This window comes from Alteromonas sp. S015 (assembly GCF_036864485.1).
Taxonomy (GTDB): domain Bacteria; phylum Pseudomonadota; class Gammaproteobacteria; order Enterobacterales; family Alteromonadaceae; genus Alteromonas.
In genome coordinates this window covers 208160-233042 of sequence record NZ_JAZETO010000004.1, presented here as the reverse complement: position 1 = coordinate 233042, position 24883 = coordinate 208160, and the positions used below count along the sequence as shown (strand labels likewise).

Annotated in this window: 24 protein-coding genes; 16 read left to right on the top strand and 8 right to left on the bottom strand. The window is 43.6% G+C overall.

Going from position 1 to position 24883, the window contains the following annotated elements; all coding sequences use genetic code 11:
• The first annotated feature begins 118 nt into the window (after positions 1-118).
• The 3 genes from rsmI (at position 119) to V7R42_RS09695 (ending at position 2405) form a co-directional block, all read left to right on the top strand.
• Complete coding sequence (rsmI, locus tag V7R42_RS09705) at positions 119-955, top strand: 16S rRNA (cytidine(1402)-2'-O)-methyltransferase (RefSeq protein WP_334019984.1); 837 nt, start codon at positions 119-121, stop codon at positions 953-955.
• A 98-nt stretch (positions 956-1053) separates the two neighbouring features.
• Positions 1054-1317, top strand: coding sequence for a hypothetical protein (locus V7R42_RS09700; protein ID WP_334019983.1), 264 nt, complete (start codon positions 1054-1056; stop codon positions 1315-1317).
• A 251-nt stretch (positions 1318-1568) separates the two neighbouring features.
• Positions 1569-2405 carry a glycosyltransferase gene (locus V7R42_RS09695; protein WP_334019982.1) on the top strand — a complete coding sequence of 279 codons (837 nt, stop codon included), beginning with the start codon at positions 1569-1571 and terminating at the stop codon, positions 2403-2405.
• A gap of 252 nt (positions 2406-2657) precedes the next feature.
• On the opposite strand, the gene nspC is transcribed toward V7R42_RS09695, so the two are convergent.
• The 4 genes from nspC to V7R42_RS09675 form a co-directional block, all read right to left on the bottom strand.
• Positions 2658-3788, bottom strand: coding sequence for a carboxynorspermidine decarboxylase (nspC, locus tag V7R42_RS09690; protein ID WP_334019981.1), 1131 nt, complete (start codon positions 3786-3788; stop codon positions 2658-2660).
• 189 nt (positions 3789-3977) lie between these two features.
• Positions 3978-5180 (bottom strand): saccharopine dehydrogenase family protein, encoded by a 1203-nt coding sequence (locus V7R42_RS09685; RefSeq protein ID WP_334019980.1) that lies wholly within the window; start codon positions 5178-5180, stop codon positions 3978-3980.
• Between the two features lie 305 nt (positions 5181-5485).
• Entirely contained in the window at positions 5486-5896 is a 411-nt protein-coding gene (locus tag V7R42_RS09680) for a hypothetical protein (RefSeq protein WP_014999348.1), read from the bottom strand.
• A 173-nt stretch (positions 5897-6069) separates the two neighbouring features.
• Positions 6070-7140, bottom strand: coding sequence for an AraC family transcriptional regulator (locus tag V7R42_RS09675; RefSeq protein ID WP_334019979.1), 1071 nt, complete (start codon positions 7138-7140; stop codon positions 6070-6072).
• 99 nt (positions 7141-7239) lie between these two features.
• Between V7R42_RS09675 and V7R42_RS09670 the strand changes: the two genes are divergently transcribed.
• From V7R42_RS09670 to add, 3 genes are all read left to right on the top strand, one after another.
• Entirely contained in the window at positions 7240-7668 is a 429-nt protein-coding gene (locus V7R42_RS09670; RefSeq protein ID WP_334019978.1) for an SRPBCC family protein, read from the top strand.
• Positions 7655-8467, top strand: coding sequence for a sterol desaturase family protein (locus V7R42_RS09665; protein WP_334019977.1), 813 nt, complete (start codon positions 7655-7657; stop codon positions 8465-8467). Before V7R42_RS09670 ends, V7R42_RS09665 begins: the two co-directional genes overlap by 14 nt.
• Before the next feature lie 257 nt (positions 8468-8724).
• Positions 8725-9738: an adenosine deaminase gene (add, locus tag V7R42_RS09660; RefSeq protein ID WP_334019976.1), complete on the top strand. Its 1014-nt coding sequence runs from the start codon at positions 8725-8727 to the stop codon at positions 9736-9738.
• A gap of 68 nt (positions 9739-9806) precedes the next feature.
• Here the strand turns inward: add and V7R42_RS09655 are convergent, their stop codons facing one another.
• Together V7R42_RS09655 and V7R42_RS09650 are read right to left on the bottom strand one after the other, a co-directional pair.
• Positions 9807-10052 carry a DUF4282 domain-containing protein gene (locus tag V7R42_RS09655; RefSeq protein WP_334019975.1) on the bottom strand — a complete coding sequence of 82 codons (246 nt, stop codon included), beginning with the start codon at positions 10050-10052 and terminating at the stop codon, positions 9807-9809.
• Between the two features lie 172 nt (positions 10053-10224).
• Positions 10225-11154, bottom strand: coding sequence for a 1-aminocyclopropane-1-carboxylate deaminase/D-cysteine desulfhydrase (locus V7R42_RS09650; protein ID WP_334019974.1), 930 nt, complete (start codon positions 11152-11154; stop codon positions 10225-10227).
• Between the two features lie 274 nt (positions 11155-11428).
• On the opposite strand from V7R42_RS09650, the gene V7R42_RS09645 reads away from it, so the two are divergent.
• On the top strand, positions 11429-11917 hold the full coding sequence (locus V7R42_RS09645; protein WP_334019973.1) for a chalcone isomerase family protein: 489 nt from the start codon (positions 11429-11431) through the stop codon (positions 11915-11917).
• Positions 11918-11976: 59 nt separating this feature from the next.
• A complete protein-coding gene (locus V7R42_RS09640; protein ID WP_334019972.1) occupies positions 11977-12534 on the top strand; it encodes a DUF3833 domain-containing protein in 558 nt (185 codons plus the stop codon).
• Positions 12535-12643: 109 nt separating this feature from the next.
• Here V7R42_RS09640 and V7R42_RS09635 read toward each other — a convergent pair whose 3' ends face one another.
• Positions 12644-13498: a right-handed parallel beta-helix repeat-containing protein gene (locus V7R42_RS09635; protein WP_334019971.1), complete on the bottom strand. Its 855-nt coding sequence runs from the start codon at positions 13496-13498 to the stop codon at positions 12644-12646.
• A gap of 161 nt (positions 13499-13659) precedes the next feature.
• Between V7R42_RS09635 and V7R42_RS09630 the strand changes: the two genes are divergently transcribed.
• A complete protein-coding gene (locus V7R42_RS09630; protein ID WP_334019970.1) occupies positions 13660-14562 on the top strand; it encodes a HEAT repeat domain-containing protein in 903 nt (300 codons plus the stop codon).
• A 365-nt stretch (positions 14563-14927) separates the two neighbouring features.
• Entirely contained in the window at positions 14928-15242 is a 315-nt protein-coding gene (rhaM, locus tag V7R42_RS09625; protein WP_334019969.1) for an L-rhamnose mutarotase, read from the top strand.
• Positions 15243-15356: 114 nt separating this feature from the next.
• Here the strand turns inward: rhaM and V7R42_RS09620 are convergent, their stop codons facing one another.
• Complete coding sequence (locus V7R42_RS09620; RefSeq protein WP_334019968.1) at positions 15357-16145, bottom strand: DUF1961 family protein; 789 nt, start codon at positions 16143-16145, stop codon at positions 15357-15359.
• A gap of 137 nt (positions 16146-16282) precedes the next feature.
• Here V7R42_RS09620 and V7R42_RS09615 point away from each other — a divergent pair, with 137 nt between their 5' ends.
• The 6 genes from V7R42_RS09615 (at position 16283) to V7R42_RS09590 (ending at position 24849) form a co-directional block, all read left to right on the top strand.
• On the top strand, positions 16283-18979 hold the full coding sequence (locus V7R42_RS09615) for an exo-rhamnogalacturonan lyase family protein (protein ID WP_334019967.1): 2697 nt from the start codon (positions 16283-16285) through the stop codon (positions 18977-18979).
• 214 nt (positions 18980-19193) lie between these two features.
• Positions 19194-20300, top strand: coding sequence for a beta-galactosidase BglB (gene bglB, locus V7R42_RS09610; RefSeq protein ID WP_334019966.1), 1107 nt, complete (start codon positions 19194-19196; stop codon positions 20298-20300).
• Between the two features lie 32 nt (positions 20301-20332).
• On the top strand, positions 20333-21880 hold the full coding sequence (locus V7R42_RS09605; RefSeq protein ID WP_334019965.1) for an MFS transporter: 1548 nt from the start codon (positions 20333-20335) through the stop codon (positions 21878-21880).
• Positions 21870-23207 (top strand): oligogalacturonate lyase family protein, encoded by a 1338-nt coding sequence (locus V7R42_RS09600; RefSeq protein ID WP_334019964.1) that lies wholly within the window; start codon positions 21870-21872, stop codon positions 23205-23207. Before V7R42_RS09605 ends, V7R42_RS09600 begins: the two co-directional genes overlap by 11 nt.
• A 50-nt stretch (positions 23208-23257) precedes the next feature.
• Complete coding sequence (kduD, locus tag V7R42_RS09595) at positions 23258-24019, top strand: 2-dehydro-3-deoxy-D-gluconate 5-dehydrogenase KduD (protein WP_334019963.1); 762 nt, start codon at positions 23258-23260, stop codon at positions 24017-24019.
• Positions 24020-24075: 56 nt separating this feature from the next.
• Positions 24076-24849: an IclR family transcriptional regulator gene (locus tag V7R42_RS09590; RefSeq protein WP_334019962.1), complete on the top strand. Its 774-nt coding sequence runs from the start codon at positions 24076-24078 to the stop codon at positions 24847-24849.
• Positions 24850-24883: the final 34 nt, after the last annotated feature.

The following is a 24883-nucleotide window of genomic DNA, read 5'->3' as shown; positions in this document are numbered from 1 at the left end:
ATAGGTCAAGTTTATCTTAACCAGTGTGAAAATCTACGCTTGCCAGCATAATCTGGACTAATGGCGTGATACACTTATCGCATATTTTTAAAAATTAACGTAAGACTTAACCACTGTTATGACAGACACTGCCACCCTATATATTGTTCCAACGCCTATCGGTAATTTAGACGACATAAGTGCCCGAGCAATACGCGTGTTAAGTGAAGTAAGCTGGATCGCTGCCGAGGATACCCGTCACAGCGCTCGACTCTTACAGCACTTTAGCATTGGAACGAAAACCCTTTCTCTGCACGAGCATAACGAAGACAAGCGCACAGCCATGCTTTGTGAGCGTTTAAAGGGCGGCGAGTCGGTAGCATTAATAAGTGATGCTGGAACGCCGTTAATTAGTGACCCGGGCTTCGTTTTGGTGCGCAAGTGTCGTGAGCAGGGCATTCCAGTTAGCGCACTACCGGGCCCATGCGCTGCAATTACAGCATTAAGCGCATCGGGGCTGCCAACAGACAAATTTATATTTGAAGGGTTCCTACCGGTTAAAGTGCATGCACGTGAAAGCGTACTGTCAGCACTAATAGATAGAACGTTCACCACAGTTTACTATGAAGCGCCACGTCGAATTCTAGACACCGTTACTGATATTCAGCGGGTTCTAGGCGATCGCCAGATTGTTGTAGCGAAAGAGCTATCCAAAACCTTCGAAACCTATGTGAGTGGCAGCGCGCAAGATGTCATTAATTATCTCAATGCTGATAGTGCACACCAGAAAGGTGAATTCGTTGTCATGATTGGCCCCGCGAAGGTAAGTGACCAAGCGATACCCAGTGAAGCAATGTCGCTGCTGAGTGCTTTGTGTGAGCATATGCCGCTTAAAAAGGCTGCAGCGGTGGTAGCCGGTCACTATGACTTGAAAAAGAATGCGCTTTATCAAGCTGGGCTAGACGCGAAATCGTAAACACATTATTGATCTTAAGAGCTTAAGAACAAATACAAAGGAATGTAATTCACGTCAGCTGCCCAGTTCGATAAGGGCTGAGGTTTATGGAGGCGCATATGACAAAAACACTTAAAATCACCATGTCAGAAGGGAAATGGTTCGTTGATATATTTTCTCAAGCTAACGACTCAGGTGTTTACGATTTAATTCACCCCAACACGTCTGCTGAAGTTGCTTTAAATGAAGGTGAAATGTACGGCTTTCGTTATAGCCTGCATGGAAAAGCAGGAACGTCATTTAAAATTGAGTTAGATAACGAAGTGCTAGCCGAAGGGCAGCTCGACAAATCCGAATCTGCTTCGGGAAATGGGATAGTGTAGACAATAAGTTCATTGTGGAGCCACTTCAAACGAACCGAGATGTATTGCAATATTGTTCGTTCGGTTTCTGAAGCCCGGGTTTGATTTGAAAACAATGTGAGCGAGTTTTAGATTAGAGGAACTTACTTAGCAAAGTAATAGGAAAAAGACTTTTTTGTTCGCAAACGGTCGGTCTTTATTGATACTATTTCATGATGCAGACTGCACTTGTTACTTTGTAATTTTATTTTCTTATAGTCGACGGCATCATCATGTTTCAGCATTTCATATTAACGCGCTTTAACCTTAGAAAAAAAGGTTGGGAAGAGACTAAATCTCAATCTAAAGTTTTAACTGACAGTTGGATGGAAAACAGGTTGGCGCTGTTTGAGCAGTATTGTTATTCATCAATAAAATCTCAAACGGAAAAAAACTTCGAATGGCTAGTGTTTTTCGATACGAATACACCAGAAATTTATCGCGAAAAAATTAACGAGCTAGCTTCAGAGTTCTCTAACTTCATCCCTATTTACGCAGACGGGATGGAGAACTTTTACCCGTCTATAAAAAAAGAAATAGCGTCCAGATTAACAGCGCCCTTTCTCATTACGACAAGGTTGGACAATGATGACAGCCTTCATCAAGACTTCGTTAAAGAAGTGCAGAATCAATTTTCAGAGCAATCGTTCATGGCAATTGACTTTGTTGACGGATATACCTTACAGGTAGCACCTCGCGTTCGGTTAGGCCTGCACTCGCACGTGCATAATCCGTTTATGAGCTTGATTGAAAAAAGTGAAGGATTTAAGACCATTTGGTGCCAAGAAAGGCACGGTTACTGGAGTGGTGTAAAGGAACTGACGCCTGTGAGAGGAAAGCGAATGTGGATGTCGGTTATTCATATTGAAAACAAGGTCAATGAATACAAAGGCTACGGTAACGTTCAAAAAGAAAGGATTGAAGATTTTAATTTACATCCCACCGCCCATGAGAACGTAATTTTAAATGTCGAAGACCCTAAAACTAATAATACTAGCGCTTTAAAACATAAAATCAAAACAAATTGGAAAGTTAATTTTAAATTGATGAAGAGAGCATTATTTTCTTAAATAGCCATTTAATACTTCTTATTGTTCGCACTAATCAAGTTATTCAAAGCTAGCTTAAATAACTATCTCTCATATTTTGAGGCAATGTTAATAAAGCAGCCCTTACAAAAAAGTGAAGGCTGTTGAAGTCTCTTGAATTCAGGTCGTGGGCAAATTGATTTCTCGAACTGCACTCGCTAGCAAGCTGTTTTTTCAACCAAACAGCTTGCCGGCAAAAAGTCAGAGGCAATGGGTCAATATCAATATAGCGAGTTACGACAAACGACCTTTAAAGTCTTCGTAGCTGAACTCGCGAACTAGCTCGAAGTCGCCGTTAGCACGCAAAATACCAATAGCTGGATGCTCTACACCATTAAAGAAGGTGGTTTTCACCATGGTGTAATGCATCATGTCCTCAAACTGTAATCGATCGCCGGCCTTAAGCGGCGCATCGAATGAGTAGGTATCAATAACATCACCAGCAAGGCACGAATTGCCACCTAGCTTCACATTATAAGCTTTTTCATTAGGCATACCCGCGCCCAAAATTGTAGGGCGATAAGGCATTTCCAGCACATCTGGCATATGTGCAGTAGCTGAAATGTCTAGAATAGCGATATCTCCGTCATTTTCTACCATATCAACCACTTCGCAAATTAATGGCCCTGTCTGCCACGCAACAGCAGAGCCTGGCTCAAGAATCACGTCTAGGTGTGGGTAACGGGCTTTAAAGTCCTTTAGCGTTTTAATAAGGTGCTCAACATCATAACCTTCTCGGGTCATCAGGTGTCCGCCACCTAAGTTTAACCACTTTAATTGACCAAGCCATTTGCCAAAACGCTTTTCAATGGCTTCAAGCGTGCGTGCAGTAGCAAAAGAATCACACTCACAAAGGTTGTGGCAGTGAAAACCTTCAATACCGGATAAGTCTACGCCTTCTAGCTCACTAGCACGTATGCCTAAGCGTGAACCTGGTGCAGCTGGGTCGTACAGTGGCGTATCAGCTTCTTGATGCTCAGGGTTTATGCGAAGGCCTAACGACACGTCTGCTAGCACGTCTTTGTGAGCATGCCATTGGGTCAAACTATTGAAAGACAGGTGATTAACAAGTCCCGCCAATTCCTTCGCGTCATTAACTTTGTACGCAGGAGAATACGCGTGAACTTCTTTACCCATCTCTGCAGCAAGTTTCGCTTCCCAAACTGAACTGGCCGTTGCTCCGTGCAAGTACTGTTTGATGATGTTGAAGCAAGACCACATAGAGAAGCCTTTAAGCGCCAGAATAATACGTGCGCCAGATTCGTCTTGAACCCGTTTCATCAGCTCAAGGTTTTTAATTAACTTTGCTTCTTCTAGCACGTAGCAAGGAGAGGGGATATCAGTACGTTGAGTTAAATCGGTCAATGGGATAAAGCTCCAAAAATAAAACTGCTTTCAACATTTATCAAACGCCTAATGTATTACATAACTGGCCTTAGCTCAAAAAACGGCTGGCTAACGCGGTTTGACAGCCTAGTGTAGTTTGAGTCGTTTCGAATGTAGTTAAAGCGTTAATAAAAAAGGGCGCTTGATTTAAGCGCCCTGATATATCGATTATTTGGTGAAAGGGCTGCTTTCACATTCAAGTACGTGCCATGGTAGGCCGTGCTCATTAAGCATGTCCATAAATGGGTCTGGATCGAATTGCTCCATGTTCCATACGCCTGCTTCTTTCCATGTGCCGTTAAGCATAAGCGCTGCGCCAATCATTGCAGGAACACCTGTAGTGTAAGATACGGCTTGCGCGCCTACTTCTTCGTTACATTTAGCGTGGTCACAGTTGTTGTAGATAAAGATCGTTTTTTCTTTGCCATCTTTAATACCTGTGATGTAAGTACCAATGCACGTCATACCGCTGTAACCTTCGGCAAGTGAGCCTGGGTTAGGTAGTACTGCTTTCAAGAACTCTAGCGGTACAATCTTCTGGCCTTGGAATTCAACCGGCTCAATGCTAGTCATACCAATACCTTCAAGTACACGTAGGTGGTTTAAGTAAGCATCACCAAAGGTCATCCAGAAGCGTGCACGCTTAAGGGTAGGGAAGTGCTTAACGATAGACTCTAGCTCTTCGTGGAACATCAGGTAAGACGCACGAACACCAATGTTTTGATAGTCCAGATCTTCACGTACGCTTAGCGGATCTGTTTCTTTCCACTCGCCGTTTTCCCAAAAACGACCGCGTTGGGTAATTTCACGAATGTTGATTTCAGGGTTGAAGTTAGTCGCAAAAGCCTGACCGTGATCGCCGCCATTACAATCCACGATATCAAGGTAGTGGATTTCGTCGAAGTAGTGCTTCGCAGCATATGCTGTGTAAACGTTAGTTACACCTGGATCAAAGCCACTGCCAAGAAGGGCCATAATGCCCGCGTCTTTAAACTTGTCTTGGTAAGCCCACTGCCACGAGTATTCGAATTTCGCTTCGTCTTTAGGCTCGTAATTGGCGGTGTCTAGGTAATCAGTATTCGTTGCAAGACATGCATCCATAATCGGAAGGTCTTGATACGGCAACGCTAGGTTGATTACTAGGTCTGGTTTTACTTCGTTGATAAGTGCTTCCACTTCTTTTGCGTTGTCAGCATCAACAGCGAAAACACCCTTAACGCGATCTGCACCTACTTCTTGTTGTAGCGCTTCACACTTAGATACCGTGCGGCTTGCTAAGTAAATTTCGTCGAAATGTTGCGGTAAACGTGCACATTTTTTCACAGTTACCGACGCAACACCGCCAGCACCAATAATTAAAACGCGAGACATAATAATTAATCCCTAATTTTGCTAATGAATTTTGGGCTGAATGCTAGCAGACCAATGGGATTTGGCAAGCAAAGACAGCCCTTGATAGTACAAAAAATTTTAATCGTTACAACGAATGTAAAAGGTATTGCATACCGGCAAAGAAGCGACCTTTTAAAGCACTCATTTCTATGGAATATTGTCCACGCCAACATACGCTGTACGATAGAAGGTTGAGTTGAAACGAAAACAGACACGTATTTGATTTAAATAACGTGTCTGCAATTCTGCTCGGCTACCAAGCTAGATCTAACCGCATCAGAATTTCAGCGGGTAACCGTATCAATTGGCGGCGATATGACTACCTTATCATCGACTTTGTAGTAAGGGTAAAGAATCAAACGCTCCTCATGATTTGGTGTAGCAGTGGCAATGGCAATGGCGTCGAGCGTTTTACTGTCTTGGGTATTCACTGCTGCAGCATAAACCAATACGCTATAGCTGTTGGTGTCTGTGGTAGTATCTATAATTCGCCACTGAAGCTGCTCGATAAGCTGCGACTCGCGCTTCTTACCTTGCGTTTCGTCATTGAAAATACAACCTACCCGGCCGTTTTCATAGATGGCCGCAAAGGGATAAAACACATCGCATACGGGTAACATAAGCTCACATAAGCTTAGTGACTTCGACACGAGTACGTTTAATGGCGTTGGCAATGTAACTGGACGGTCGATCATAGCGTATCTCCTGTAAGTTAGCGTTGCTGAACAACTTCTAATACCTACGCTTACTACGTCACATTAGTTTAATATCCACTATTGCGATAGCTAAATATTGCTAATTCATACTAAAAGATTAAAATAAAGAATTCAGAGAAATTCGCGTTTATTATTGGTTTTTCAGCGCGCGTTTATTTTTTAAGTGATGGAGAAGTGGAAACCACATTTTCATGCGCTAAGAGTTGTTGTTGGTACTTCAACGGCGTTGTCGAGTACCATTTTTTAAAGGCGTGGGTGAATGATGATTGTTCCTGAAACCCTAATAGGTCTGCGGTATCAGCTATGGAGTGATGTTTCAGTAATTCGTTTAAGCGAGCTTTGCGCTCATTATTGAGAATTTGTTGAAAGCTGGTGCCACTTTGCTTCAATTTTCGCTGCAGAGTACGGGGGCTGATAAATAGTGCATTGGCTACACGTCGCTGATCGCAGCCTTTGAGTGTTGGGTTTGCCCTTAAAAGCGCCACAACTTTATGACTTATATCTTCATGCTGGTTGGCGTTGAACTGGCTATTGGCAGATTGAATGCGATCATCACCTTTGCACGCCATTAGTTCTTCTTCGGTCACTTTCACCAGCGCACTAAACATCGCTTTGTTCTCACTGGTAAATGGAATATGTAAAAGGTGCTGGGGAAAAATAATGGCATTGGTTTTGGCGTTATCAACCACCTCACAATTAAACCACATCTCTAGTCCAGATTTTTCCGAATCGCTCAAAGGAAAAGTAAAGGTGACGGCATTCAGTTTACAGGCAGAACCTAATATTTTGTAGACGGTGGCTACCCAAGCTGTGGTGTTGCGCAATACCATCTGCTTGCAATCGGCGCTTTTGGGTACCCACTCAACGCTGGTATTGTTAGGTTCGAAAAACACGCTAGTGGTGCCGATGTCAGCAACTAAAGCGTCAAAGCGGGTAAGCGCATTTATGGCTTGAGCTAAGTTTTCGCAGCTTTCAACAAGGTAACCCAGTACCCCGTAATCTTTCGCCTGAATATGTTTACCTAATTCAAAGCCAAATAACGAATTCTTGGTTAGTGCTACCCCTTGGTTTAACAACTCAACGTATACATCCATATCAACACGTGAAGAACCAGGCAGTGAGTCATGCTTTTGGGTAGTTAACGAAATATCGTTGGTATTAACGCCTAAACTAAATAAATAGCTCACCGTACTTCGAATATAGGCTGGGGAAACTGATGGCATATGCTTGTCGCAAAATAACAAAAATACTGTCGCATTAACGCAAGATAAACGATGAATGTCAATTTATGCTGATAGCCATCAGAGAAGGAAATACTGTAGATGGTTAACGTTTTCTACCAAAAAAATATTGCTGCCACCCCACAAGAATTGTGTGCTACCTTGCTTGACCACCCGAACTTAAGCGATTTTTTTAATGCGTCGTTTAAGGTATTGAAAGCAGAAAATGATAATGAGGTAAGCGGCGGAAAGGGCTGCGTAAGAGAAGTCACTATTCTGGGTGTTCGCTTTAAAGAAGAGATTGTTCACGCAGATACAAACGGCATTGAGTATAGGGTTGTTGATGACTTTCCAGTAAAAGCACACAGGGGCGTTATTGCATTTAAAGCGCAAGGAAGTCGAACCACTGTTTCTTATCGCATAACGTGTCGCACGCCATGGTATATACCGAACTGGTTACTAGCGCGCCTTTTACAAAATGATGTAGCGCAATGTTTAAATAAGTTAGGAGCTCGTTTTGATTCCCGTTGAACTTATTTTACTTGGGTTAAGCCCGGTTTTTTTACTGTGTGTTTTTGTCGAATTTAAAAAAGCTCGACAATTTTATAATGTAAAAGACAGCGTAAACAATGCTTTACTTGCACTACTTCATCAAGGCTCTGATGCTTTAGTGTTACTACTTTTAATGCCTGCTTTTATTTGGCTACATCAGTTTTCGCTATTTAAAATAGAGCTCACCGCTGTATCGCTTTTGGCCGGTTTTATTCTTCAAGACTTTTTGTATTACTGGTTCCATCGCGCTTCACACAACATACACTGGTTTTGGTTGGCGCATGTGGTACATCACAGCTCAACAAAAATGAATTTCACTACGGCGTTTAGGCAAAGTGTTTTGTATCCGCTGGTGGGCATGTGGCTCTTTTGGGTACCTATGATATTAATTGGTTTTTCGCCAAGCGTGGTTTTTGCCATAGTCGCTATCAATCTTGCTTATCAGTTTTTTGTACACACCCAAACAATTGGAAATTTAGGTTGGATAGAGCACATCTTCAACACGCCTACTCACCACCGAATCCATCACGCAACGAATAGACCCTATATAGACAAAAACTATGGGGGGGTTCTTATTGTCTGGGATAAGATGTTTGGCACGTTCGTTAAAGAAGATAAAACAATTACGATAAAGTACGGCATTATTGGGAAGATGCCAAAGGACAACCCCCTAAGCGCCAATTTCAGTCAAATTACTGTGTTGCGACAACAGCTTCAGCAGGCAAAAGGTGCGAAAGCAAAGTTTAAGAGACTGTTCGGCTATCCTGTTGCAGATTGATGCAGGGGCGGTAGCCATGCCAATGATTTAAAGCTGCACCGCTTACTCTGCAGTAGCGCACCAAAATGACGCGCATAGTCTATTTACGTGTGCATTAAATTTGACCTAAGCCCGCAATTCAATGCGAAGAGCCCAAATATGAATTGACCTTCCTTGGGCGCACTTTTTGCTACTCACTTATTTTCTTGGTGACAAAAAAACAAGCTTGCCAAGTTGTGAGGGTAAATAAAAGTGCGTTAAGTAGTAGGGAAAGTTAAATGAATACGTTTATAGAAAACATGCCAAAAGCCGAACTTCATGTTCATATCGAAGGCACGTTAGAGCCTGAACTAAGTTTTTCTTTGGCACAGAAAAACAAGGTTTCACTGAAAGCTAAAACACCTGAAGAAATGATAAATGCCTATGACTTTTATGATTTACCTTCTTTTCTCGATATTTACTACGCGGGAATGAGTGTGCTTATAGAAGAAGATGACTTCTATCAACTTACCATGGCATACCTTAAGAAAGCTGCGGAACAGAACATCGTATATGTAGAGCTCTTTTTTGACCCTCAGGCGCACACCATTCGCGGCGTAAGTTTCGATACGGTTATTAATGGAATACATGTAGCTCAAAAAGATGCGCGCACTACATTGGGGGTAGAAAGTCAGCTGATCCTGTGTTTCTTACGAGATATGTCGGCTGAATCAGCCATGGAACATTTGCAACTGGCTAAGCCCCACCTGAACAAACTAGTAGGCGTCGGACTCGATTCCGATGAGAAAAATAACCCGCCATCAAAGTTTGCAGAAGTATTCTCAAAGGCGCGTGCATGGGGTCTTAAATTGACTATGCACTGTGATGTCAATCAAGACAATACGTTAGAGCACATACGTCAGGTCATAGAGGATATTAAGGTCGACAGGATTGATCATGGTGTCAATATTCTCGAATCTGATGTTTTATGCGAGCTTGCAAAATCAAAAGGTTTGGGACTAACGGTTTGTCCTGTTTCAAACAAATTTGTAGTTCAATCACTCACTTCTAGTGAGTTGAAACAAATGCTCCATAGAGGATTGCTGCCAAGTATCAACTCAGATGACCCCTCTTACTTTAGGGCCTACTTGAATGAAAATTTAATTGCTTTACAAGAAGAAGGGCAATTCAGTAAAGAGGAGTTAGTCACGCTTGTTGAAAATAGCTTTAAAACCAGTTGGCTTCCTGAACAGCGTAAAATGAAATATTTAGATGCACTAAAACGCTACACAGAAACCGCTGCTGTCGTATAGTCGTGGTTTCTGGCTTTTCGCGTTTACTGGGGGTGCAGCACAAAGCTGCACGCTGTTTGGTATTGGCGTTATTCTTTTTCAGCAATTTTCTGAAGATTACTGTGAATTTTGAAAAGTACGATAAGCAGTTCACACCAAATTCTTGCGCCAATACAGCCAGACACCATAATAAATAGGCCGTATACAATACTCGCGTCGTACCCCACAAACATTGTCGTTACGCCACTTATCACTGATGCTAAAAGCAGTAGCCAATACACAAAAGTGATAATTTTAGGCGTTAGCATTGAGTCGAAGAAGAAAATATCTTTCATAATCATTCCTTGATGAAGTTTGCAGGTGGCAAGCACTGATTTTTATGCCGCATCTTGCGACAAACTTCTTATTGTTATCGTTGTAATATATTTATGAGAATTGTGAGTGGACTCACCCCGTTAGTTGTAACACCGAAGCATAGTTAACGCAATGCTTTGTTGTAAAAGGGTTTTACCTTGCGCCCTGCAAACCGCCTGTGTGCAATACAACAATGCGTGAACCGTCTTCAAACATACCGTTAGCCAGCATTTCTTTGACTGCCCAAAACGCTTTGCCTGAGTAAACAGGCTCTATATCAAACTCGAAAGTACTATTAAAATCACTGCAGAAGGTTTGAAGGGCATTGGTGGCTTTTGCGTAGCCACCAAAATGATAACTGTGGTCAATATGCCAATCTGACTGACTAAGCGGGGCAGGAAGAAATTGTTCAACCAATCCTTCTAGGTAGCCTTCACCCTTCAATACGCCAACACCAATAGCTTTGCAAACGGTCTGATGGTGCGTGTCTGATGCGTTGTTTTTATTACGTTTATTTAACGCATTCACTATCCCTGCTAATGTAGCACCACTTGCTACAGGAGTAACAATGAAATCAAAGTCTATTTCAATTTCATCAACCATGTCTTCTATCCCCAGAAGCGCCTGCGCTTGGCTTCCGCCCTCTGGAATGATCATCGCATCAGGTAGCTGCTGCTTAAGTTGTTGTAAATACGCGCTATCGTGCCGCTTTTTGTAAGTAACTCGGTCTACATAGTCGATGCGAGCGCCCCACTGCATCAAATCCTCAATCATTGGCGACGGAGTACTGCTGTAGTCGCCGCGAATAATGGCGCTAAAAGGAATGCCTAATTTATAACAAGCAAAACCCAGTGCATGGAGGTGGTTAGAAAACCCGCCGCCAAAACTCACTATCGCTTTTGGCAAAGGTGTTGAGAGCGCGTGACTTAGCTTTCGCCATTTATTACCCGACATCACAGGGTGAATAGCATCGTCTCGCTTAACAAATAGCGATACCTTGCTGGCTCCTTCCCAATTTGGCTTAAATGGGATTAACGGAGAGGGGAGGGTTAGTGACGTTTTAAATGCATCAAGGGAAAGCAAAACGAGAGCCTAGTGTTAGTTGATCAAATGTGTGAAGGCAAGAGTATAACCACATAGGAATTAGATAAAAAACCTGTAATTTTTTACGATTTATCAGAGCATAGTTATGGTTATCAAAATGCATGGTCTATCCCCCCTGTTCAGAGGTTTACCCTTACCGACACTTCACAACGGTACCAGTAATGTATGGAGAGCATTAGAGTGCAGCGCCGGCAAGGCTTTAAAAGTGTTTTCCTTCATTCTTTTTGTTTCGTTATCAGCAAGTGGACTAGCCATGTCAAACAATGCAGTTGCGCAAGAGCCAGATGCTACGCACATCAATAATTATGTGCCCAACGCGAAGCTAGTTGGAAAAGGCATGTTCTCTTACTATTTATGGGATGTGTATACCGGAGCGCTTTATGCACCTGAGGGTGAATACACTAACCAGCCCCCCTTTGCACTTAGGTTAACTTACCAACGAGACCTAAAAGGTAAGAAAATTGCCCAGCGTTCTATTGATGAAATGAAAAAGCAAGGAGACTTATCAGCAGGTGATTCAGATAAGTGGCTTTCTCTGATGAATAGTATATTTCCTGATGTCACCGAGGGCGACGTCATTACTGGTATCGCTACGAAAGATGGCACAAGCGTGTTTTACGTGAACGGTGAAAAGGCTGATGAAATTGAAGACAAAGCCTTTACCCAGCGTTTTTTTGACATCTGGCTAAGCGATAAAACGTCTGAGCCAACATTTAGAAAAAAATTGCTGGGAAAAGGGTAAAAGTGAATGGCTATTAGTGCCACACCTGATTATCTCATCTACTGATTAGGGTTATTAAAGTGATTAAAAATACAGTGAAATTTGTTTTAGGTTTAGGCATCGCCGCTTTAGCTGTGGCGGGGCTATCCGGATGTTCAGTTTCTGTCGAAGGTGAAGACTACAAATCTGTATCACCAGTTTTCAACATTGAGCGATTTTTTGATGGAAATGTTAAGGCGTGGGGTATTGTACAAAATCGCTCGGGCAAGGTGGTGCAGAGGTTTGTAGTAAATATCGATGGTTCAGTATCTGGCGATACGTTAACACTAGATGAAACGTTTGATTATGGTGTGGGTGAGGGACCAACGTCGCGAACTTGGACCATTGTAAAACAGAGCGACAATACTTTTGTGGGGCGAGCGAATGACATAGAAGGGTCTGCCAAAGGCACAAGCTATGGCAATGCGTTTAACTTCCACTACGAGATGGATTTGCCAGTGGACGACACTACCTATTCAGTAACGTTTGACGACTGGTTTTGGGCATTTGATGACAGCACAATGATGAACCGTTCTTACATTCGCAAGTTCGGTATAGTAGTGGCAGAAGTCACCATATTTATGCAAAAACAAAGATAGGTTGATGAAGCACTATGATGGCGTTGAATGTAAGTCGGTCGAGAGCAAGCTTAGCGCGCGTAACGTGTAATATTAACGCCCAATTCAACGCCGTCATATAGCGGCTTAATTAGTTTGCGATCGACCCACCGCAATCAGCGTTGATGCTATTATTCGAACCACCTCTTATTCTACAATTGGGGGTTCCTCTTACTTTTCCGCTATTTACCTTAGTGTTGGATGAGTCTTGAATGTAAATACCTTCTTTATTGCTCGACGCTATATCCACATAGTTTACTGTAGTACCACTTGAGCCGCTGACGCTAAAGAAGCCGCGTCCGGAATTACGAGATTTGACAGAGCCTACTTGAATATTACCGCCATTATTATTCGCAACCCTGAACGTTGCGTATCCCCCATATTGATCATTTTTGTCGCCTTCTACGCGAGAAACAGTACCATTTCTGCTGCGATTAAGTAGCAAACCACATCCATCTGTATTGTTCGCTTTGATTGTACCTATTGTGAACCCATTGGTGTCCCACAATTCCACGGCATGGCCACCCACATTGTCGGCTTCAACGTTGTTTATGGTGACGGTTTTATTCTCGGTGCCTTTATCAAACCTTATTCCGCCGACACTATTGCTCATATTTTTCATTTTAAAGTTTTCGATGGTGAAACTACTACATCCTCTTGCAAGTAAGGCGTAGCGAGGGCTGTTGGTTACCGTCACATTTTTTATCGTTACGCCCCGCCGATTGAAGCAACGGAACAAACCATTGTCTGAAATGTTGCCTCCATCAATAGTTCTGCCTCCAAAGTCGTAGGTCTCATTATCAATTAAATTAATAGGAGAGGAGGGTTTATTTGGAATCTGAGTGGTGTCCGCTGCATCAGCCACACTTACCAATGATAGAGCAATTGCCAATGCACCCAGTGGTGATATCCACGAAGTCTGTTTTCTTGCGATTTTTGAAGTCATGAAGCATTCCTGTTGTGTTGTTGGTTTGTTAATCTTATGTTAAGTTTTCATTTATTCAATCAGTATTGGTCAGAATCGATTGTTAATATTCAATTTGGTTCATAATTGAAACCTATTACATGGATGGTACTGAATAGGAAAACACGCAGTGAGGTGAGCGCATGAAAAAGGGGTATGGCATCGTACTAGGAGTTGCAATTGGCGTAGTTGTTTCATTTCTAGTATCCACAAAATGGTTTGAAGAATTGACTTACGACAACGACAAGCCTTTGCTGAGCGAAGTGAGTAATGACAACGAAGCAATAGTAAATTGTACTATGCCTTCTTTAATATCATGGCAAAGTTCGCGTTCAGAGAGCAACGTAACAGCTAATATAGAAGCTGGTTACAACGCGTTGATTAGCGGCGATAAATCAAAACTTCTGGATTTTTTGTTTTTGCTCCGTACCCATCCATCACCCCATGAGTTTATGGTTCACAAACTATTAAGCGTAAATTATTCCGAGCAGAGAATTTTACTTGATGCCCTCTCCCTCGAGGGTGAAAACCTAAGATTCTCCGTGTTAAATGGTCTTTTTCATGAGAGTACACCGCAAGCGGTTGATTTAGCGCTTGATATTGTCAAAATGCATCACTTTTCAAATACCGCTATGGAAGTAGAAGCGCTTTTGATTGAGCAGAGTTATCAAATGGAGAAATCGTCCCATATAGCTGATATCGCTAGGTTGCTAAATTTACGTAGCGCTCAGGCGCACAAGAAAGAAGAGATAGCGCAGCATATGGAGGCATTATTACAACATCAAAATCAGGATATACAGGTTCAAGCTATCGCAGGCATTACGCTTTACGGATCTCAGTTAAGTCTAGTATCGGCAATAGAGAAACTATTATTCCAACCTGATCTGGCACTAAGGCGAGCGGCCATTAAAGCAATGTACAGTGTCGAAGCATCGTGGCTCCACGCCAACTTGATTCATGAAGTAGAACACATTGCAAAAAACCAATCTCAAGAAAATTCATTACAAAAACTGGCTGAGGATATAATACATTTTCACGGCCTATGAAGTATTCGCGCGCTCATAATTCATCTATCATTATGTTTCTCATTTGAACTTTAATGCTTCCTCGCATTACATTTCTTGAGTATTTGTGATTGAATTTGATTGCCAAGGGCTAGTGTGGGAAGTTTGAACGGTGTTGCATAGGTTTTCGGGTTAATACGAGAAAACCATCGTCGATGTCAAAGTGAACGCGAGAGTCGTTTGTATATTTTTTGGCGCGTTTACGCATAATCACCTCAAACCCTACATGTAGGCGCGCCGCCTTATTTAAACCTTGCGCCACAGGGGGACTCGGCATAATCGTTTTCATTTAACGAAATCAATGCTGGATAAGTGCGCTGTCAGTGAGCTCTAACAGGATATTTGAAATGGAAAAAATAGCGTTTGTAATGCAGTTGCTGCCCGGTTTTGAGGATGAATATAAAAAACGTCACGATGAGATTTGGCCTGAACTTGTGGTTTTATTGAAAAATGCGGGGATCCACGACTACTCAATATTTCTGCACCCAGACACCTTGCAGTTGTTCGCGGTGTTAAAGCGGGAATCGGTTCACGGTATGGATAACTTACCCGAATACGAAATCATGCAAAAGTGGTGGGCATTTATGGGCGATATTATGGAACACAACCCCGATAATAGCCCAATTGTTCAGCCGCTTACGCGAGTATTTCATCTAGACTAGAGCCTGTTAGCTGCTGCCAAAAAGTTCAACAAAAAACAACAGGTTCGAGTATCACTTTTTGTTAGTTCGCATGTAGAGAAAATTAAGCCAGCTATGACACTGGCTTAGTGAGTGTTATGGGGTTGTATTGGCCCATACTTTAAAATTCCTATACTGGAACTGAGTCCATTTCATCTGTCTAAAACCTATAAAGCCGTCTGTCAAAGGTTTACCCGTGTCGACGTTGTCTATAACCGGGGTGTTATCTATATAGTCAATCACCTTTTCGTCATCAACAAACAGCTGTATGTGCGCGCTTTGCTTCACAAGCGTGATGTTATGTATCTGTGTTGACTGAGCAGGAATGCCTACTTTTCCTTTTTGCAGCAGTGAGAACGTGTTGTTTTTTCTCAAATTTGCGTGTTGACGATTGGGGTTGTGGGCCGCGTTTGCATAGTAAGATATATGATAGCTTTTAATATCACCCTCGGTATATTGAGTAAAAGTACCATTTCGAGGTACAAGCTGGTCGTCGAAAATAGACTCACCATTTACCCCTTTAGCTGCGAAAAAAACAATGACTAACCCAGCGTCAGTATTGAGGGCTTGCGCTTGCCAACTCGCTACAAAGCTGTCTGGAAATGACACGGGAGCCCAATACACGTGATGCATGGCTTCATCAGGTGACCACATTTGCATCCAATTACTCTTGAAGCTTACCTGCCCAGGCCCCTCCATTCGCCAACCAGCCATATCTTCGTCACTTTGCATGGGGTTGTCATAGATAAGCTGCATATGTTGAGTTACTTGTGCAGGGATTGCGTTAAGGGGCATGGTTTCAGGTGCCTTTTGGCAGCCAGGCAATGACAGCCCTACGAGTGCAAATAAGCTAGCTTTCGCTAGCGACGTCAACGTATTCGACACGGTGTCTCTCCCTAAAAAGTCTGAATGCTTAATTATTTTCAATCAAATTCAATCATAATTGGTTATTTTATTTCTTTTGTGATAAAAATTAAACAAAGATTAAAAACTAATTAACAATAAGCGTTATCGGAGTCCATATGGATAGACGAGAATTTATTATCCGTTCTGGGGTGGCAGCATCCGTGCCATTTTCATTTACAGCGTGTTCAGCATCAACGAAGCCGTCTAGTGGTACACCTCTTCATTCATCAAAAAAAATAGAGCGTATTAAAGGCGCTCTCAATTGGCTAGACGGAGATAAGCCCGGCGAACTAAAAGGGACGACTTTTGGTTATCCATGGAAACAGGGGGCATTGCGTGAAGGAGAGCTACTCTCGCTTGTGAATGAAAAAAGCGAGCAGATTCCTCTGCAAACATGGGTAACAGCATTTTGGCCTGATGGTTCTATAAAGTGGACGGCTCATGCTATACCTGCATCTATAGAGGTCGGTCGCGCGGCGAAAATCATAAAATCAGCTCCAACTATTCCCAAAACACCAGTCAAGGTAAGTGAAAATAACAACGCTGTGATACTTTCAACAGGCATAGCGGAGTTTGAAATTCCTAAACAGGGTACGCATATTGTTAGTAAGTTAATGCGTGGTAACAAGTTGGTGGGGCAAAACGCACATCTTGTCGGATTGGTGAAGTCCTCCCCTGACTTCGATGCAGTTACTACTCAATTTTCTTCAAAAATACAAAGCGTTACGGTTGAGCAGAACGGACCTGTGCGTGCTGTCATCAAAGTTGAAGGGGTGCATGCTAGAGAAAATAGTAAACAATGGTTGCCCTTCACAATACGACTGTATGGATACGCTGGCAGCGACGCGTTACACATAACTCACTCTTTTGTATTTGACGGCGATGTAAACAATGACTTTATACAAGGTTTAGGTTTGCGTTTCTCGGTACTGCAAAACGACGCACTTTACGACAGGCATCTGCGTTTAGTAGGGGAAGGAGAAGGGCTATGGGCAGAAGCGGTAAAGGGGATTACGGGACTTAGGCGAGACCCTGGTCAAGCGGTAAAAGATGCCCAGATCGCGGGACGCAAAACACCTCCTTTAAGTGAATGGGATGAGCGTGTAAGTAGTCGCTTGCAATACATCCCAGTTTGGAACGATGTTACATTAACGCAAATAGGTGCTAACGGCTTTGAGATCAAAAAAAGAACCCAGGAGGGGCACGGCTGGATTGGCGTAGATCAAGGGACGCGTGCAAGTGGGGTAGGTTATTTGGGTGGCTGTAGTGGCGGCATTGCTTTTGGCATGCGTGACTTCTGGCAATTGCACCCAGTACAAATTGATATACGCGATGCAGGAGAAGCAATTTCTCACGCCACAATATGGTTTTACTCCCCTGAAGCCCCCGCTATGGACGTCCGCTTTTATCACGACGGAATGGGTCAAGAAACCTATGAGGAGCAACTCGACGCCCTCAATATCATCTACGAAGATTATGAGCCTGGATTTGGCGATGCTCATGGCATCGCGCGTACCACTGAATTTACCCTTTCAGTGAAAGACAGTACACCAACGAGAGATCATATTATTCGCATGGCGGAGCAAGTACGCCACCCCTCTAGATTAGTGGCGGCGCCAATTGATTACTTAGAAGCCAAAGTATTTGGCGGCGTGTGGAGCTTACCAGATCGTTCAACACCTGAACGCAAGCAAATAGAGGACCGACTAGCATGGCAGGTTCACTATTATGCTGGACAAGTCGAACAGCGTCATTGGTACGGATTCTGGAACTATGGCGATATTATGCATACCTATGATGCTGATCGTCACGTTTGGCGATACGACATAGGGGGATATGCATGGGATAATTCTGAGTTGTCTCCTGATTTATGGCTATGGTACTCGTTTTTACGCAGTGGCGATCCTACTAGCTTTCATTTAGCTGAGCGCATGACTCGGCACAATCGCGATGTGGATATATATCACGCCGGAAAGTTTAAGGGGCTAGGTACTCGCCACAACGTACAGCATTGGGGATGTAGTGCTAAACAAATGCGCATAAGCACCGCGGCTTATCGTCGCTTTCATTACTACATTACCGGTGACGAACGCACAGGTGATGTTCTTAATGAAGTCGCAAATGCAGATGCTGCACTAGCTATAGTAAATCCAACCCGGAAAGTAGATAAAGTTAACCCTATCCCTGGATTGGCGAAGATGGGGGTGGGAACAGATTGGGGCTCTACTGCGGCAAACTGGCTGACGGCATGGGAACGTAGCGGAAACGACGAGTACAAAGAAAAGCTCGTTAATGCCATGAAAGTTATTGGTTCTCACCCTCAAGGGTTTTTCGCAGGCGCATTTGGCTACAATGTAAAAACACAAAAATTAGTTCCCTATGAAGATACAGGGCCTAAGCTATCCCATTTAAGCTCGGTGTTCGGACTGATAGAGATATCCACAGAATTACTGCAATTACTCGATGTGCCAGAATACAAAAAAGCATGGCTACAATACGGCCGTTTATACAGTGCGCCTGCTAGTGAACAAGCTGAAGTACTGGGTAAGCGTATGAAAGGCAACAGTCTTACAGTGGCTCATTCTAGACTTACAGCCTATGTTGCAGCTCAAGAGAATGACGAAACCCTTGCTAAACGAGCTTGGCGGGAATTCAATAAGGCTAGTAGTCAAGGTGCTATCCAAACTGACTGCATTGTGGGACCGATAACCCTCAATTCGGTAGACGAGGCAGCTTGGCTTGCAACGAATGATGCGTCCCAGTGGGGACTTGCTGCAATCCAAAATCTTGCTCTTATTAAAGACGCCCTATAGAACGACAAAGAAGCGATTGCTTGAACGATGATGAGGCGCTCAATTTATGAGCGCCTTTTTCTTATTTGAACAAATGTATTTCATATTTGAATTTAAATTGTAAAAACTACCTCGTTAATCATGTTAAATTGATGTGAAATGATGTATTGTGATTGAAAGTGATTTTTTACGGCGGCTATATTTAAGCCCGTATTGTTTAATTAGAGGAATTGTTATGCCTGCTATCGTAAACGACATCGCCTATTCAACGGTTCGCAATAAGATTGATTTACTTATCGATAATCTTGTCAATATTACTGATGAAACCGGCGAGTTTTTGCTTAAGCTCGAAGATGGACGTGTTATTGACACTAAAGGCTGGGGAGATTGGGAGTGGACGCACGGTATAGGCCTGTATGGCTTGCTAAAGTATTGGGATATTACCGGAGACAGCAAGGCGCAGGAAATTATTGAAGCATGGTTTGCTGACCGATTTGCAGAAGGCACGCCGACGAAAAACGTCAACACTATGTCTCCCTTCTTAACCCTTGCGTATATGCAAGAACGCACGGGTAATCGCAGCTATCTTCCTTACTTAGATGTGTGGGCAGAGTGGATTATGCGTGACATGCCGCGCACCGAAGAAGATGGTTTACAACATATTGTGTTCAATGCAGACAACTACCAGCATTTGTGGGATGACACATTGATGATGAGCGTGCTTCCACTGGCTAAAATAGGCCTGCTATTAGACAGACCTCATTATGTTGAAGAAGCGAAGCGTCAGTTTATGTTACATACCAAATACCTCGCGGATAGAAAAACAGGGCTTTGGTTCCACGGGTGGACATTTGATGGTCGTCACAACTTTGCCGATGCGCGTTGGGCTAGGGGAAACTGTTGGGTCACTATCGCTATTCCTGAGTTTATCGAGTTGCTCGATTTACCAGAGACTGACAGCTTGAGATTGTTTTTGATTGAAACATTAGAAGCACAAATTAAAGCACTTGTTGAGACACAGCATGAAGATGGTTTATGGCATACCCTGCTTGATGATCCTGACTCTTATCTAGAGGCGTCTGCAGCCGCAGGATTTGCTTACGGCATTTTGAAAGCAGTGCGAAAAGGTTACGTTGGTAAGGAGTATCTTCCTTGCGCAGAAAAAGCGATCAAAGCGGTGATAGAACATATTGATGAAACCGGTGAACTTCAGCAGGTCTCATTTGGTACGCCTGTTTTCGATACCCTTCAAGGCTACAAGGATATCCCGTTAACGTCGATGCCGTATGGCCAGTCTATGGCGATACTGGCTCTAGTTGAGTATATGAACAACTACATCTAATCAACAATCACACGGGAAGAGGGAATAGAATAATGACAAGACGAGAACTAAAACCCGTCAATTATGTCGCGTATGGTCTTAATGACATCCTCGGTGCAGGCTCCATGGCCGTCATCAGTGGTTGGATTTTGTTTTTCTATACAACGTTTTGTGGTCTATCAGCAGTGGAAGCGGCGAGTATTTTTGCCATAGCACGTATACTAGACGCGGTTGCAAGTCCTCTTATTGGTCATATATCAGACGGCCTAGGCAATACGCGACTTGGGCGCCGGTTCGGCCGTCGCAGAGTCTTTTTATTGTTTTCTATTCCCTTGCTTCCGAGCTTTGCATTAATGTGGGTTAGTGGTCAGCATTACCTCTACTATTTAGTTACTTACGTATTTTTCGAATTAGTTTACGCAGCGGTGATCATTCCTTATGAAACGCTTGCTGCCGAAATGACTGATGACTATAAGAAAAAAGCAAAGCTTGCCGGTGCGCGTATTCTTACCGGACAAATGTCGGCAATTTTGGCGGGCATTTTACCTAGTTGGATTGTTAGTTCAGTTGGGGGGAAAGAGTCAGCATCAACTTTCCTAATTATGGGGGTTATTTTTGCGGCCTTGTTTATGGCAGTGGTTTTCATTGTGTGGTTGTTTACGTGGGAACGTGAACAAACCGGTGTGAGTGAAGACGCGCTGGCGCAGGAACGCAAAGGAAGCGTGGCTGATACCTTCAAAGTGTTATATACCAATCTCACTTCTACACTGAAGATTCGAGCATTTCGTTTACATCTAGGTATGTATCTCGGTGGTTATATTAGCCAAGATGTATTTAATGCTGTGTTCACCTATTTTGTCGTATTCGCAATTGGCGGAACCGTTGTCGTGGCATCTGAAATGATGGCGGTAACTTACATTGCACAGCTCGCCGCCGTGGCAGTGGCAATACCGTTAGTTATGCGGTTTGGACCTGCACCAACCTATCGCGTAGCAATTTCACTTTATATCGTTGCTATTGTCGCGCTAGTGCTGATGTACATCATGAGTGGAGAGTTTAACCTGTTATGGTTAGCCGCAGGCGTGATTATTGCGGGTCTTGGTCGGGGCGCACTTAATTATATTCCTTGGAACACTTACAACTACATGGCGGATGTCGACCAAATCGTTACCGCTCAGCGTCGCGAAGGAAGTTTTGCGGGTGTCATGACGTTCATTCGAAAAGCAACACAGGCGCTTGCGGTCATGTCGGTGGGGATCATCCTGGAAATGGGGGGATTTATTTCAGGCGCGGACGCGCAAAGTGACCAAGCAGTTTCCACTATTGTGATCATGCTAGCGGTTGGGCCTATTATCGTTTTGATGCTCGGCTTCTACGTATCTACGTTTTTTAAATTAAGCAAAGAGACCCATGAAGTATTGATGGGAGAGATTGCTCATCTGAAAACAGGCGCCACTGCGCCAACGTCGGAACAAAACAAGCGCATCGTAGAAGATCTTTCTGGTTTTAAATACGACGACCTCTGGGGACGCAATAACGTAGGGCGTTTTTCTCCTTCAGTTATCAAACCAGGAGTGAGGGATGCACTCAATGAAAAGTAATCACGCGTTTTCTAGCCTCCTACTCACTTTGGCATTATTCGCTACCTCAAGTGTTGCCAATACGACTCCTAAGGAGTGGATAGACGAGACGACGGGCCACCGTGTTGTAAGGCTGTCTGAAGAACCTGGCTCTCGCTCATTGTATTTCCATCAAAACGGTTACAGCGCCGAAGGAGATAAAATGGTTATCTCTGTTGATAATCCGCGTGGGATTGCAACAGTAGATTTGACTACCTTTGAAGTACGCAGGCTCTACGAACATCCTGATGTCGGATTGTTATTTATGGGGCCGAAAAGTCGCAATGTCTATGTAACACAGATCGAAGGAGTTGGTAGCGGGAAAGTTGTAGCGAAAAACGAACTGCAGCAACCTACCCAAGTACTTGCGATTGATATTGATACTGGTGACGCAAAGCACGTTGCTACTGTGCCGAGGGGGAAAGTTCACTCAATCAATGCCGATGAAACTTTGCTTATAGGTGCGTTTGCAGAGCGTGCTTATCAACTTGAATCGGGACCAAGACATGCTCGATTTGAAGCGCGATATGAGGCGCTAGGTGAGGACGGTAAACCACTTACTTTTGCTGAAGCCAAAGAGGTAAGAATTAATGAACGCCTTGAAGCTAGAATTCCTATGCAGATGTTTGTGGTCGATATCAAGACCGGAGAACAGCGAACCATCTATAAAGCGACAGATTGGTTAAATCACATTCAGTTTTCTCCTCAAGATCCTAACAAGATTATGTATTGCCACGAGGGTCCATGGCATAAAGTTGATCGCATTTGGACCATGAATTTAGATGGCAGTGAACGTAAAAAAATGCACGCGCGGACGATGAATATGGAAATAGCAGGGCATGAGTTTTTTGATGCCTCAGGAGAACGAATTTTCTACGACCTGCAAACGCCGCGAGGAGAGGTATTTTGGCTGGCTAGTGTAAACATAAACACTAACGAGCGGGTATGGCGCCACCTTCCTCGAGACTGGTGGTCGGTTCATTTTAATATTGCGCCTAACGGAATCCTATTTGCCGGTGACGGCGGCGACAGTGAGATGGTTGCTCGCGCCAATGATGGCAAATGGATATACCTTTTTGATTCGCAACCTGTTAAAGACGTGGCAGGAATAAGTGCGCCCGATGCTGAGCATTTAATTAAGCCGTCAGTTTTGAAAGCAACTAAGTTAGTGAATATGGAAAACCACGATTACAGGTTAGAGCCTAATGTTACCTTCACACCAGATAATAAATGGGTTGTTTTCCGTTCCAATATGCACGGCCCAGTCCACGTATATGCCGTTGAAGTTGCACCAACAAAGGTGCAGTAAATCGATAACTACTTTTAGCAATCAATTTTAGTATTAGGGAGCAAGAAGCGATGGCTTTAAATTTTGAACTACATGGCAAGACTGCCCTGGTTACAGGAGCAAGCCGAGGTATCGGACAAGCGCTTGCGGTGGGTCTAGCTCAATCAGGTGCAACTGTAATTTGTGCCAGTAGTCGAAAAGGCGGGTGTGATGACACAGTGACTAAAATTAAGGAACTAGGCCTGAATGCATATGCCCTTAGTGCTGATTTAAGTGACGCGGATGCAACGCGCGCCCTCGCTGATGAAGCACTGACAATAAAAGGTAGCATAGATATTTTAGTTAACAACGGCGGTACCATTTATCGCGCGCCAGCAACGGAATTTCCACTTGAACAATGGCAGAATGTGATGCATGTGAATATTGATTCTGCATTTATATTGTCCCAAGCAATTGGTAAGACTATGGTCAAACACGGGCGTGGAAAAATCATTAATATAGCTTCAATGCTCAGTTACAGCGGGGGTATTACGGTGCCTGCATACACCGCTAGCAAACATGCTATCGCTGGGTTAACTAAGGCATTAGCGAACGAGTGGGGGCAGCATAATATTCAAGTTAACGCCATTGCTCCTGGCTACATTCGTACCGATAACACGCAAGCGCTTCAAGATGACAGTGAACGCAGCAATGAAATACTAAAGCGAATCCCAGCAAATCGTTGGGGGGAGGCTGAGGATTTACAAGGAGCGGCGGTATTCTTAGCCAGTGATGCCAGTGCCTATGTAAACGGTCATATCCTTGCAGTCGATGGCGGTTTCTTGGCGCGTTAATAACCCTGAGTCCGAGGCGCGAAAGCGCTTCAGCACTTCAAAAAGATGGAGTCAACATGGCGACAGAACGTTACACAATACCCAGTGTGGTTCACGCTTGCGAAATTTTGCGATTGATGGCAAACAGCGAGCAAGGGTTAAGTATGCAAGCCCTAGAGGAAGCGTTGTCTCTTCCAAGAACCACAGTGTTTCGTTTGTTAAAAACGCTACTGGCAGAAAACCTGCTCGAAAAGCGGGGCAAACTCTATTTCAGCGGAGCAAGTCTATTACAGCTAGGGTTACAAGTTATCCATTCTGACCGTCTGCAGCATTTTGCCATCCCCCATATTCAACGTTTAGCGCTGCAAACGGGGTATACCGCCCACTTAGCGGTGCCAAACCATGGGAAAGCACTAATAGTGGAAGTGTTTGACAGTCCTAGCCCCTTGATGGTGTCTAAGCGCCCGGGGGGGGAAGCTCAACTTCATTGCTCTGCCACAGGAAAGGTATTTCTCGCATTCTTATATGCAGATAATATCGAGCTACTCATGGAAGAACATCCGATGGAAAAGCATACTGACCTGACGATTACTGAGATCGATGTGCTCGAGAAAGAGTTATCTAGGGTAAGAGCCATGGGGTATGCCGTCGATGAAAGGGAGTACAATAAGGATATACGCTGTGTCGCTGTACCCGTCAGAGATAGCATGGGCACGGTAGTAGCCGCACTTGGTATTACAGCTCCTGCGGCAGTATTTCCTAAAGGTAATATCCAACAAGTGTCCGACTTAGTTAAAGAAGCCGCTCGTGGCATCTATAAAGATACGTATCAGCTAGATAGAGCAAAATAAATTTTTCCGATTATCGCAAAACCATAAACAACCT